We start from the raw sequence: 13,691 nt of genomic DNA, 5'->3' as shown, positions 1-13,691 counted from the left end.
AGAAAGGATGAATATTAATGTTAGGTATAATTAATAGACCAGATTTCTATGAAGGAGATAAAGAAGTATACTTATCTGCTACTGTAAAGTCTGGAGAAGTCTCTAAAACTAAAAAATTTAAGGTACTTGTAAAAGCATCGAAGCGAACTGATTTACAAAGTGTACTAGAGGATATAGGAAATATATCTATACCAAATATAGTCACAGAAAATCTGACTTTTATACAAAAAGGTAGTTGTGGTTCAACTATAGTATGGTCATCTTCTAGTCCAAATATAATAGGTCAATTAGGAAAAGTAACAAGACCTGTATTTGGTGAACAAGATGCAAAAGTTACTATAAACATTATTGTGTCAAAGGGAAGTGTAAGTAGAAGTAAAGAATTTAAAGTTACAGTACCAGCATGGACTCAAGAAGGTGAAGTTGAATCTGCTGCTAATGCAATAACTTGGGAACTTATTAGAAATAAAAATACTGATATAAATAAGGTTACAAGTGATTTAGTACTTCCAACAACTATAGGAAATGAAATATCAATAACATGGACTACAAGTAATTCTACATGCTTGAGTGATAAAGGGGTAGTTACTAGACCAGCATATAAAGACGGTGATAGCATCGTATCTGTTACAGCAACACTTACTAAAGGTGAACTTATATCTACAAAAACTATAACTAATATTAGAATACTTAAGCAAGAGCCTACTAATCAAGAGAAGGTTGATGATTTTGTAAAAACTTTTGACTTTGTTTCATATATTGCACCAAATAAATCATTAACAGAACTTAGTGATAACTTTACATTGCCTGCTAAAGTTGAAAATATGTCATTGACTTTTTCGGCACTTGATAATGAAGGTGAAGACTTAACATCAACAAATATAAAATTAGAACTTGATAATCAGGCTCTTTCTTATAAAGCCACAATAGTGAGACCTAGTTCTAGCATTGGTGATTTTAGTTTTAATTTAAAAATTGAAGCTAAAATTACTGTCTTGTCAGAAGGAGAAACATCAGAAGAAATTAAGGCTTCTAAGATATATCCAGCTAAAATATTAGCTATGATTGAAGAATAGATGATTGCAACTTTTAAGTTTAGCACTGGCGTTTTCGTCAGTGCTAATTTTAAATATAATCTTTCTGGGGATGAAAACTCTATAGCTTTATTTTATAAGATAGAATGTGAACACACAGAAAGTAATATAGACAATACTTTGTTGATGTTAAAAAATGACAAAAAGTCAATGTATATTAGAGAAAAACAGGTATTTTTTATAAAAAGTAAGAAATCTTTGCAACCAATATCCATAAGTAATATCTATATAAATAAAGTATATAAAAAATTATATGATAAAAACATTAGTGAATATATAAGTAGCTATAAAGATTTTAAGAAATTTAGAAATTTTAATAATATATTAAACTATCTAAGTAGAGAGGAACAATATTTAGATAAATCAATTATAGAACATATGCTGTTCGTAGAATATAGAAATACTAGAGACAAAATACAAATAAATGATAACTACAATACTTTTAAGACCAATCAAAATACTTTGTTCTTTCAAGATAATACAATAGAAGTAAGTAATATTGATAAATATCTAAAAATTTATGACTATGAGGATATGATAGGTCTTCCAAGTAAACAAATTTTTGTAGACTGTAAAAGTACAAATATAAGTGAGACAGAAAATGATACATATATATTTGATTTTGAAAAAAATATTAAAGACTTAGATAAAAAAATAAATGAAAATGATTCTATAGCTGTCAAAAACTCTATAAACAATAAAATATCTATAGAAAAACCAAAATTTGCTGAAAATCATATTAAAAACTTATCTATAAATTTACAAAAAATTATAAAGAATGGAGATTTAAGAAAAGTTTTTGTAGAAGAAAATAAAATGTCTACATCAGATTCATCAGTTAATGTAGATATTAATTTACCTTATTTGATTGATATACCAAATATACCAGAGGTTTTAATCAATAATAATATAAACTTAAGAAACGGTTTTAATAAGCAAATACTTATAGAAGATAAAAAACGTTTAGCAAAGGGATACTCAGATAAAATACAAACATTTTTAGAATCTAAATATAAACTATATAAAGCTAAAAATTATATTGAGTTATACCATTCACTAGATAATATTGAAAAAAACATAGATAGTAGTCTTCATATTGTAGATGATATTAAAGATTTTACACATGAAGGTTCAAATATTCAAATGAATGATATCCTCGCTGGATATGATTTTTCAAAAGGGAAACCCACATTTAATTTATATAATCTAAATATAGATGTAGGAAAGGCTGACAATCAAAAAATTTATATTTCTAGTATAGATTTATTCTCAAAATACTATAATCCAAAGTTTGATTTTAAAAATGATGAATATAACTTATTAATATCAAAGTCTAATAATAAGGAAACATCTATAATTGAGCATAAGTTATTTGGAGAATATTATAAAGGGAATCTATCTCTTATTGACTCAATTATATATCCTGATTATCTTTCAAAACCTTCATTATATACCTTTGAATGCTATATATATAAACGACTAGAAAATAGCAAATACAGACTTCTAATAAATAAAGAACTTGAAAAAGGGACAATACAAAAAAATGACTTTAAAACATCTTATGGTTACAGTCTGATAAATTTTTATAAAGAAGGTAGTTTATTAAATATTTCAGAACATATGGATGAGTTATATAAGTACAGTAATAATCTTTATAATATGTATCAAATTCAATTTGGAATCATGAAAAAAATCAAGGATACATCATCTGATGAATCACCAACTAAATTAAAGTTTTCAAAATTACCTACATATAAAAATGATGATGGTTACTTTGGAGTTGCGACAGAATATTTTCCTGACTTTGTGGTGATTGATGGAAGTAAAGATGAATTGATTCTTCCCAAAAGTGGTTTTGATTATAATATATATAAAGATAAGATATTTGGTGACAATCTTATAATAACAGATAAGGATAAGTATGTAAAAAAATACACACAAGCTGGAAATCAAATAATTGAATTACCTATAGAAAATCCAGTTGATTATTTTGCAAATATAGCAATAGATGTTATAAATATTGATGTTTCTGTTATGAAGTATGTTCTTGATACACTATACAATCAATGGAGACATAATATTTATAGATATGCTGGTATAGAGCCTGAAAAAGCTATAAAAGATTTGATAGACTCAACAATGAAGTATATAGGTGGAAAATATTATTGGGATAGATGCAAAATACCACATCTTGAGAGAACCTTAAAACTTTTTTTATGGTATGCAGAAATGAGTATATTGTGTAATTCAGAGTATGAAGTTGTATATATAAGAGAAGATTGTAAGATTGATTATTCTAATAAAACATTAGGAAATTTAGAAAAAAATATATTACATATTGACAATTTAGAATTGACAGATGATTTTGTTCTATCAAGTAAGAAAAAGGGTGTAAGTTCCAAGTTAAAATTTAAAGTCAATCAAGAATTTGATTTACAACTAAAATTTAAAGCATATATGGAAAACCGTGGTGTTTTAGAAATACATATAGGAGAAGAAATTTATACGTTCTTAGGGGATGAAAAACCTTCTTATAATATAGATTTAAAAATTCCAAAAGAAGTTAAAGACGTAGAGATTTTATTTTTTTATGATAATGAGGAATCTTTTATAGATATAGCTGCTTTTAGAATAAAAGATATGTTCAATAAATCAGTTAAGATAAAATATATTGGAAAACTTGGAAAAACAAATAAAACTGTAGAATATTTGATAAATATGTTAAATATTGCAGGTGAGTCTATAGAAGATACACAAGTTAAGTTAGGAATTCAAAATTCAGTACAAGTTGCATATGCACTTGATACATTTAAAGATTATATGTTTAAACATCATAATAATAAAGAAAAAGGTAAGCGAAGAGTAATTAAAAAATAAAAATTATTTAAAATACTATCAAAGATAATCGAAGGGAAGAAATGTTATGGTAAATTATCAAATTCAATATAAAGAAAAAGTAAATCAAAATGAACTATCTGGACCACCAAATGAAGCAAATGAATTTTGGAGAGTTGTATGTGACATGCCAACTTTACAATCAGCAATATCAACTACCAAATCACTAGTGAAAAAATATGGGTATGAAAATTTTCAGATATGTAAAGTGACTAGTATAAGGGTTGAAGTTCATGCAGAGTAAAAAAAAATTAAATAAAATATCTACAGGATATATATTTAGTGAGGAATTTAATGGTACCATGAATCCTCTGTGGGATGTATTTCCAAGTGATAACAATAGAATCACCTTTACAGGTGATTCTATTAAAATACTTGAAAATGATGATAAAACAGAATTATTGATACCATGTCCCAAAGAATCTGGATATGTATTTCAAACATATATAAGGTATGAACCAAAAGAATCTAATGGTAATGGTGGTTGTATAATAAAGTCTATTACTGAAAATTATGTAGAATGTGAATTATCATCAGAAATCGAATCAATATATTATTCATATTTAAAAGTAATATATTCTGATAATTTTGTATTAAACCTTAGAGCATCAAAAGATGGATTAAATTGGGAAGATTTTGGAAGTACAAAATTGTTAGATTCTAACTCAATAGGATATTATCTAAATGACAGTAAAGATACATTAGAAATATTTAATTGTGAAATGTATAAGAATAACTTTATAACATTTATAGGAATTGATAAAACACAAAATATCAAAATATATGACGAAAATAATAAAGAAATAGTGACAGATGTAGATATGAAATATACTGAAGATTCAGTTATTGTTGATTTATCATCAAAACTTTTTCCAATAAATCATGTAAAGGTAGAAGTTGAAAGTGGAGGAAGATTATCTGATACTATAACTATAGACAAGTTGTATGGTGGAGATGTATATTCATTTGAACCAGAAATTAGATTTATTGTCAATGAAGCTAATATGGATAATGGTGACTTTGATTTAGGACTAGTACAAGGTAAAGATAGAGTTTATGAGTTACAAGTAGTAAATGCAGGTGATTTTACTAAAACTGGAACCTTAAAAATAGTTGGAGTTTCTAGTTATGATAGGGGAGATAGTATGGCTTACTTGATGCCATATGGGGATTCAAGTGGAAGTTCTGAATTATTTAAAGAGTTGGACATTACTTTATTGCCTGGAACTACAAGTAAATTTTTGATTAAGATAATAAAGGACTCTAGTTGTATAACAATTGATGATAAATATAGTTTTAATATTATATTTATGTAAGGTGGTATGGTAGATGGGTGTAAGAATAAAAAGATATGGAAAAACAGAATATTTAAATGACCATAACCAATTAAAGAATACTGATATAGAGGACCAACATCCAATAAAAGCTATTACTGGATTGAATGAAAAACTAGATGATATAGATAACAATATAAGTATTAATATAGATGATATAAGAAATAACAGAAATGATATAGATATTATTAATAAGATGATAGAAAATGGTGAGATTGGTGGGAGTTCTAGTGGTGTATCTGATATAACTCCATTAGTTGAAAGAGTAAAAGTATTAGAGCAAAATGTAGTTATACTAAATAACAATAATTTAGAACTAAAAGAATTTGTGATTAGTGTATTGAATGAAGTAAATCGTTTAGAAGATGAACTTGTGAAAACAAAGCTTATTGTAGACGAATATCATAAAAATACTAATTTAAGTAAAAATAGTTTCACTGATACTTTGATAAATGACGATTACATACAAAATCTAATTGATTGTAAGATTGATATAAATAATGATAATGTTACATAAAGTGAGGTGATGATATGCAAGGAGTAGATTTAGGATATAAGAATGTAGAAGGAGATGAAATATCTTTTCCAAATGTAACTATAAATGCTAATATAACTGGCAAAGTAAGTTCTGTTATAGAAATAAAAGATGGCTTTAAAGATGGTTTTGAACTGGAATATATTTTAAATGGTAAAAAGATAAATAAAAAACTTACAAATAATATTTATATAATAACAGAAGAAGAAGTGACTAAGCTTCAGGAGGTTTTAAGAACTTTAAAAATAAAATCAACTGATGATTTCAACGCTTCTATTTACTTGTCATTTGTACCAGAGGGAACAACTGCTAAAGCTGATCAGGAAAGTTATGGCAAAAACGTTGCAAGTAATGTTTTAGATAGTAATGAAGATACTTATTGGCAAGCTACATCTAACAATCAGGGTGTTGATGTGATTTTTAGAGAAAAGAAATTTATAGAGTCTGTTACAGTATGTCTACAAGATGAACTTTTAGAAATCTGGGGAGAAAATGAGAATGGTACATTTGTAAAATTAGCTACAAAAAATGGTAGCGATAGTAGCATAATTAAAAATATTGTTGTAGATATACCTAAAAATGAATATAAACATTTATTTTTTAAAACAGTTACATTTACTGAAGGATGGTCTGATATTAGAGATGTATATATAAATGAAGCAAGAGTAGATTTTAGTTTCAAATATAAAAAAGAAGAAATTAGTTTAGGTGATAAAAAGGCAGAGGGAGATAAGATTATATTTCCGAATGCATGTGCAAAATTCAATGGTAAATGTGGATTAAAAATAGAATATTTAGGTGTAAATTATGATGTAACGACAGAATATGAAACAAGCAATAACAAAGTAAATAGCAAAGATAAGGTAGTTTATATAGAAGAACATAATGAAAATGAAATAAATGAAATACTAAAAACTATAAAAATAAAAGGATATAAAAAATTTAATGTAAAGATAACACTAATTAAGAATAATGATGGTTATATACCTTTTGGAATTGTGGCTACAGCCAATAGTGTTTATAGTGATAATACTCCAGATAAAGCAATAGATGGAAATATAAATACAAGATGGATGTCTTCAACTTATGAAGCAATTTTCAGACTAGAATTCAAAGAAGCTACAAATATAAATAAAGTACAAATGAAAGTAAGTGCATCTCCAGCATCACAAAATAATTATGTAATTAAATCTGGAACAACAATAATAGGTCAAAAAACGTTAGTAGTACCAAATAGTATAACTACTGTCGATATTGATGTCACAACTGCTAATTATAATAATATAAGTATAGAGTGTAGTAGTACTAGTAGTTGGATTAATGCATTTGAAGTCCTTTTAAGTGGATATACTGAAAATTTAGATTCTGATACTTGTATAATAAATGATATGCATGAAGTATATAATATACAAGGAATAGATGAACATACTTTGTTATATTTAAAAGGTGATTCTTTTAATGATTTAAGTCTAAATCCCAAAACAGTAACTGCTATAGATGTATCGATTGTTGAAGATGATTTATTTGGAAAATCGTTTAAATCCAATACTGGATTAATTCAAATTCCATCTGAAGAAATAACTTTGAATGGAAGTACAAGTTTTACAATAGAATGGTTTGAGAATTTAATATCAGTTTATGACGCAGCTATATTTAGTACTAATGAAAGACTAAAACATGGACTACTTTTAGGATATTATGAAGGAGATGTTTCAAATCTTTATTGTAGTAGCAATGGAAGTTCTTGGGATATAATTCGTCAAGGAACTTGTGGAGGAAAAACTTTTAATAAATGGATACATAAAGCTTTTTGTTATTCAAAAGAAAATCTTACTTTATACTGTTTTGAAAATGGCATAAAAACATATGAAAAGAAATTACAACAAGAATTATCTATTTACTGTGGTAATAGATTTTTATTTTTCGACGTTTGGACAAATAAAATTAATGCAAATATATCTAATATTAGAATTTCTGATGTGACAAGGTGGATAGATGATTTTGAATTGCCCTTAGAGCCGTATGATTACTCACCTAACATTGAGATAATAGAACAAACAGAACATCATATAATCTTTAATGTCTTAGCAAATACAACTACTATAAATAAGGTTAAAGTATATATAAACAATAAAATAGAAAAAGAGTATATTGATACTTTTGAAAATCTAATATTTGATATTATATATGATGAAAAATATATAATTGGAGAAAATGAAATAAAATTTGTTATAGATTACAATGAAAATAAAAATATAGAAGAAAAAGTATATCATTATAGGCAAAGAATTGATGAAAATACAATGTTCTTTCTAAACGGAACAGACATTGTTGATAGTAGCTATAATCCAAAGGTTATAAATAACAATGGAGTAACAATGTCTGATGGTGGTAAATTTGGTAAGTTTTATAATATGAAAACTGGATATTTGCAAATACAAAATTTTAATCCTCATTTTAGAAACTTTTCAATAGAGTTTTATTTGAAATTTAATGATAATAGTACACAAGATATATTATTTGATACTAGAGTTTCTTCTTATAACAAAGGATATTTAATTTATACAGAATCTAAAAAATTAAGATTCTATCTTAGTGAATATTCATATTCTTCTATAGATTATTCAAACTTCGATAAAAATGTTTACCATCACTTCGCTTTTGAAATTAAAGACTATAAATATATAAAGATATACCATAATGGTATACTTAAAAAAACAGATACTTTGTCTGAAATACCACAAGAACATGCAAGTAACAACATATATATGTCAAAAAGATGTGATGGAGGTAATTATCGTTTTACCAATGAATTAAGTATGTTTAGAATCTCTAATATGAATATATACAATGAAAATTTTACACCAACAAATATTCTATATTGTTACGAACCTATATTGAAGGCAAACCAAGTATCTGAAAATCAATTAATATTATCAATAAATGATAAATCGAATGTAATGAATAAGCTTGAAATTTTTATAAATGGAACATTAAAAAAAACTATAGTAGATAACTTCGATAATATCTCTTTTAATTTATTATTAGATGATTATAGTGATGACTTTAATGAATTTGAATTGCTAATGACATTCAACAATATTAAGCGCATTATAAAAAGATTTAAAATTTATAAAAATAAAGAAAAGTTAATACTTGCAAGTAAATATTTTGAAATAAAAAATGTTTTGTTTGATAAAAAATATACTCATTTTAAGCCTTTCTTTTTAGGTCATGGTAGTGTTAATGTTTTATATTCAACGAATGATAATGAATTTACATATTGCGATATTAATAGTTTCACACAAATAAATTCAAATAACATAAGATTAATGTTTTTAATGGATTCAGATGCTGTAATTGAAGCTTATAAAATTTATCTAAAGGATTGCACTGATACAACTAACATTAACTTTAATGAAGTTTTACCTCCACCAAATAACATAGATAAATTTCCAGTAACTGGTGGTGAGGGACTTAGTAAAGAATTATTTGATGTTATAAAAAGTAATTTTGATATTTTAAACAATAAAATACTAGAAGAACAAAAATATATAAAATATATAAATGATAGAATTATCTCAGTAGAAGATAAAGTGTATGATATTGAATTTGATGTTGATGAATATCATAAAAATACTAACTTAAAACATAATCAATTAACTGATACTCTTATTAATGATAAGTATATAAAACAGTTAATAGATTGTGAGTTAGATATTAATAATGATAATGTCAAGTAAAAAAAGAAGGTGAATAAATGGCTATAGTTGGTGAACAGTTGTTACAGCCAGAAGCTGGATGGCAAAGAATTGATAACATTGATAATAATTTTAAATATATAGGATTATGGAAAAAAGATACAAGTTCAGGGCTTTATAATAACACAGGTATGTTTATACAAGAAAATGCAACAATAGAAGAAGTAAATTCTAGTTATATTACATTTGCTTTTTATGGTTCAAAAATAAGGATATTCCATACTAGATATGCTAGTCATTCTTCTAATATGAAATGTATTATAGACGATATTGAGTATGAAAATTATAATATTCATGGAGAAACTATAAGACAATATCTTGCCTTTGATAAAATAAATTTAGAAAAGAAGATTCATTTGGTAAAAATTAAAAGTGATGATGGTGTCAGATTTGATTTTGATTGTATAGATATAGATGAAGATGGATATATGATAGATTTAATTGAAACCAAACTAACGAAAAAATCTACATTAGAATCTATGGAAATAGGAGATATAATTCCTTGCAGATATACAGCGCCTATTTCTGGAAAAGTAGGATATTTTTCAGAACTTGGAAACTGTAATTGTGAAGGAATAGATGTAGATACTTCATCAGATACACCAGATGGAAAATTTTATTTTATAAAAGTTAATGATAATAAATTTATATCTGATAGAAATGTTCAAGCATCTATTTCATGGAATGAATTAAACAAAAATAAATTAACTTGTAAAATGCTTTCTCCAACTTCTTTAGTATTTAATGGTAAGTCATCATATGTAAGTATACCTATAGAAAAAATTAGGACTACTAAAGAGATAACAATAAAAATAAGAGTATATTTAGAAGACTGGACAGTTGGAGCAGAACATAGGTTTTTTAGTTGTACACAACTTGGAGGTTATGCATGTTGTTATGTTCCAAAAGATAGATATTTTAGAATAGAGATTGCTACAAATCATCCTAATTCTCCAACTTTATATTTTATTTCTGGATTTAATATTGATTCATCTAACAATGGATGGAAGACTTTTTACATACTATATAATGGAGAATCAGTTAAAATATATGATGAAATAACTTTAAAATTGAATGAAAAACGAAATGGTACTATCATATATGGAAGTACAAATCATTTGGTATTAGGTGGAGAAGCAGGAGGAGGTTTTTCTGTAGAGTCAGGTACTCGTTTAACTGGAAAAATATCAGAGTTTGTAATATGGGATAAAGCAATAGAACCAGCAACTATAGAAAATAATCTAACAGGGAATGAAGAAAATCTAATTTGTCTATTTAAATCTACTAATGCAATTGGGGATACACTTTATGATTTATCACCAACTAAAAATAATGCAACTATTTTTAATTGTATAAAAGAATATGACAATAGTAATAAATATCATTACACTATTCCAAGTGGGGGTATAGCGTATAATGATGATATAACAATATCCTTTCCAAAGAAAGCTTTAAAATCAAACGAAAATGATGACTATATTTTAGAACAAAGTTCAACATACAGTACAGGATTTCTTGCGTATTTAGCTTTCAATAAAACAAACATAGATTCTGATGACTGTTGGCATAGTAATTCTGAACCTAACCCATATATTAAAGTGTCATCAAAAAAAGATAAAATACCAGTTTCTGGATTTAGGTTAACTAACAGAAATTGTCCTGGTTCTATCCAACCTCCATCATCTTGTACTGTATATGGAAGCAATGATAATACAGTTTTCGAAAAGATATATGAAACATCAAATTTACCTTCAGGAAATAAAGCTACTTCTTATCATTATTTTAATTCACAAGTAGAATATTTACATTATAAATTCAATTTTCAGCACGCAGATTTATATATAGCTGTAGGTGAATTAGAAATGTTTAAAGAATATGAGTGCAAAGATTCATCTTCAAGCTTAATTAATAAAAATAAAGGTGGATGGCCAATAGAAAATGATTGGGATACATATATAAGAAATAGTGATTTAAAAGGAAAGATAATAGCAGGAGACAATGATATATGGAACTATCGCAATATGATTTCTTTATGTAAAGAGAAGGTTATTACAGGATTAAAAGATATTAACAATGAAAATATAGAGCCTACAAATGGGAATATATTAATACCAGTTCGTGGCAAAATTGAAGATATTGACGATTTGTCAGCAAAAAGATTTAATATATGTTTATCTTCATCTGTTGCTAAAAATACAGGTTTCAGACCTATGTTAATTGCAGAGGGAGGGATATAGTATGGCTAGTGTAGGTAGTACTTTACCAGAGCCAGAACAAGGTTGGAAAAGATATGACAACACAGACAGTAGAATAAAATATGTCAATAAGTGGACTATAAATAATAATGCTCCAACTGCTTATAACAATACAGGATGTATTACAAATTATAGACATGGTGAAAATGGGATATTAGAATTTAGATTTACTGGTACTAAAATAAGATTAATAGTTCCTGGTTCTGATGGTTCTCATACAGATAAGTGTACAGTAGAGATAGATGGTGAAAAATTTATAGCTAGCCAATGTACATCAAATCTTATACATCCTAATTATATTTATCAAATGTTATTTTTTGAAAAGCTTGATTTAACAGATAGTGTTCATACTGTTAAGCTATATATAGAACTTGGAACACCGCCACCTTCAAGTGCTCCTTATGGAGATAATTATTTAGCTTTAGATGCAATTGATGTAGATGTAAGCGAATCTCTATTGCATCATACACTAGAAGAAAATAACTTAATACAAAATATTCAAATTGGAGAATATATACCTTGTGATTACACTTATGAAGATGGTTTTTCAAACTTTGGGACAGGAAAATCAATAAATTTTATTTGTGTTGAACATAATTTAAACCAAAGTATATTAATATCAGATACAGTAATTCCAAATTTAAGCTTTGATGAAATAAATAATAAAGGATTTATTTATGGTAATTTACTAGAAAGCCAACCTTATGGAAATTATTTATGTACTATAAAGTCAATTACAGATAGTCCATTTAATGATAACTATTTCTATTCAGAATATGATAAATACGTTTTAAATAGTAGTTTAAATAACTTAATTACTGCTGGAGATAAAGATATATGGCATCACAATTTAGCATCTATAACGGATACTTTTTCTGATTCAGATAATACTAAGGTAACAATTAGAGGTGGTACAAATTCAGACTCATATAATATAGTTAATACGTCTGCTAAGAATGATGCAAGTGGCTTTAGACCAGTTCTAATTATTAAGAAATTATACTTTTATCCAGAGTTTGATATTAATTATATTTTTGGAGAATGTAATGGCATTATAAATATAGAAAATATATCATTAGATAAAATAATAGATATACCAAAAATAAAAGTAAAAATAATTAATAAAAGTAAAGATATAGAAATATTATATACAAATTTACTTGATGTAAATGAAGGGAGTTTGGATATAGATGTAATTAATACTAATTTATTAGATGGATTAAATATCTTAGAAATTATCATAGAAGATGAAAATAATTATACTTCAGAACCAAAAACTCTAAATGTGTTTAAACATTATGAAGGAATTATTCAATATGCTAAAGTGGTTGTAACTAATAATATACCCTTTGATAAAGAATATAAAAGTGTGAAAGTCAAATTAAAATCTGATGGCTCAATTATTGGTATATATACTATAGATAATACCAATTATAGTATTTTTAATATAAATTCTATTTTTGATATAAATTCTAATAATATTAATTTATTTTTACTAATGGACAAAGATACTATTATAAATGCGTATAAGATAATTTGTGAAGATGAGAAAAATCTTTCTTTTGATAATGCTGAGTTAATACCTTTGCCATCACAAGGTACTGATGAAGATACAAATTCAATAAATAAAGAAGAAGTGATAAAAATAATAAATGAAACTGTTAATCCCAAACTAGATTTAATAAATAAAAATCTAAGCTTATCTGATTTAAAAATTCAACTAAAATATGATAAAGAATTAAATCTTTCTGCTAATTATACATCTAACTATTATATAGATACTAAGCTTGATACAGTAGAAAAAGAAGGTGAATAGT

Annotated in this window: 8 protein-coding genes; all 8 read left to right on the top strand. The window is 25.8% G+C overall.

The window, feature by feature from the left end:
• Positions 1-17 precede the first annotated feature (17 nt).
• The 8 genes from IC758_RS12505 to IC758_RS12470 are packed head-to-tail and all read left to right on the top strand — an operon-like array spanning position 18 to position 13,690.
• A complete protein-coding gene (locus tag IC758_RS12505) occupies positions 18-1,076 on the top strand; it encodes an immunoglobulin-like domain-containing protein (RefSeq protein ID WP_227830682.1) in 1,059 nt (352 codons plus the stop codon).
• Positions 1,077-3,971, top strand: a complete 2,895-nt coding sequence (locus IC758_RS12500; protein WP_227860506.1) for a hypothetical protein — start codon at positions 1,077-1,079, stop codon at positions 3,969-3,971.
• A gap of 46 nt (positions 3,972-4,017) precedes the next feature.
• Positions 4,018-4,233, top strand: a complete 216-nt coding sequence (locus IC758_RS12495; protein ID WP_227824096.1) for a hypothetical protein — start codon at positions 4,018-4,020, stop codon at positions 4,231-4,233.
• Entirely contained in the window at positions 4,223-5,305 is a 1,083-nt protein-coding gene (locus tag IC758_RS12490; protein ID WP_227835387.1) for a hypothetical protein, read from the top strand. Before IC758_RS12495 ends, IC758_RS12490 begins: the two co-directional genes overlap by 11 nt.
• Positions 5,306-5,318: 13 nt before the next feature.
• Positions 5,319-5,840 (top strand): hypothetical protein, encoded by a 522-nt coding sequence (locus IC758_RS12485; RefSeq protein ID WP_227835388.1) that lies wholly within the window; start codon positions 5,319-5,321, stop codon positions 5,838-5,840.
• 14 nt (positions 5,841-5,854) lie between these two features.
• Entirely contained in the window at positions 5,855-9,601 is a 3,747-nt protein-coding gene (locus tag IC758_RS12480; protein ID WP_227835389.1) for a LamG-like jellyroll fold domain-containing protein, read from the top strand.
• A 17-nt stretch (positions 9,602-9,618) separates the two neighbouring features.
• Positions 9,619-11,856 (top strand): LamG domain-containing protein, encoded by a 2,238-nt coding sequence (locus tag IC758_RS12475; RefSeq protein ID WP_227835390.1) that lies wholly within the window; start codon positions 9,619-9,621, stop codon positions 11,854-11,856.
• Between the two features lies 1 nt (position 11,857).
• Positions 11,858-13,690, top strand: coding sequence for a hypothetical protein (locus IC758_RS12470; RefSeq protein WP_227835391.1), 1,833 nt, complete (start codon positions 11,858-11,860; stop codon positions 13,688-13,690).
• Position 13,691: the final 1 nt, after the last annotated feature.

The sequence above is a fragment of the Clostridioides sp. ES-W-0016-02 genome (assembly GCF_020641035.1).
Classification (GTDB): domain Bacteria; phylum Bacillota; class Clostridia; order Peptostreptococcales; family Peptostreptococcaceae; genus Clostridioides.
This window is presented reverse-complemented; position numbering and strand designations above follow the sequence as displayed.

What these genes read in the sequence shown, in the direction of transcription:
- IC758_RS12505 (WP_227830682.1), top strand. Translation starts at nt 18, where the DNA reads ATGTTAGGTATAATTAATAGACCAGATTTCTATGAAGGAGATAAAGAA.
- IC758_RS12500 (WP_227860506.1), top strand. Translation starts at nt 1,077, where the DNA reads ATGATTGCAACTTTTAAGTTTAGCACTGGCGTTTTCGTCAGTGCTAAT.
- IC758_RS12495 (WP_227824096.1), top strand. Translation starts at nt 4,018, where the DNA reads ATGGTAAATTATCAAATTCAATATAAAGAAAAAGTAAATCAAAATGAA.
- IC758_RS12490 (WP_227835387.1), top strand. Translation starts at nt 4,223, where the DNA reads ATGCAGAGTAAAAAAAAATTAAATAAAATATCTACAGGATATATATTT.
- IC758_RS12485 (WP_227835388.1), top strand. Translation starts at nt 5,319, where the DNA reads ATGGGTGTAAGAATAAAAAGATATGGAAAAACAGAATATTTAAATGAC.
- IC758_RS12480 (WP_227835389.1), top strand. Translation starts at nt 5,855, where the DNA reads ATGCAAGGAGTAGATTTAGGATATAAGAATGTAGAAGGAGATGAAATA.
- IC758_RS12475 (WP_227835390.1), top strand. Translation starts at nt 9,619, where the DNA reads ATGGCTATAGTTGGTGAACAGTTGTTACAGCCAGAAGCTGGATGGCAA.
- IC758_RS12470 (WP_227835391.1), top strand. Translation starts at nt 11,858, where the DNA reads ATGGCTAGTGTAGGTAGTACTTTACCAGAGCCAGAACAAGGTTGGAAA.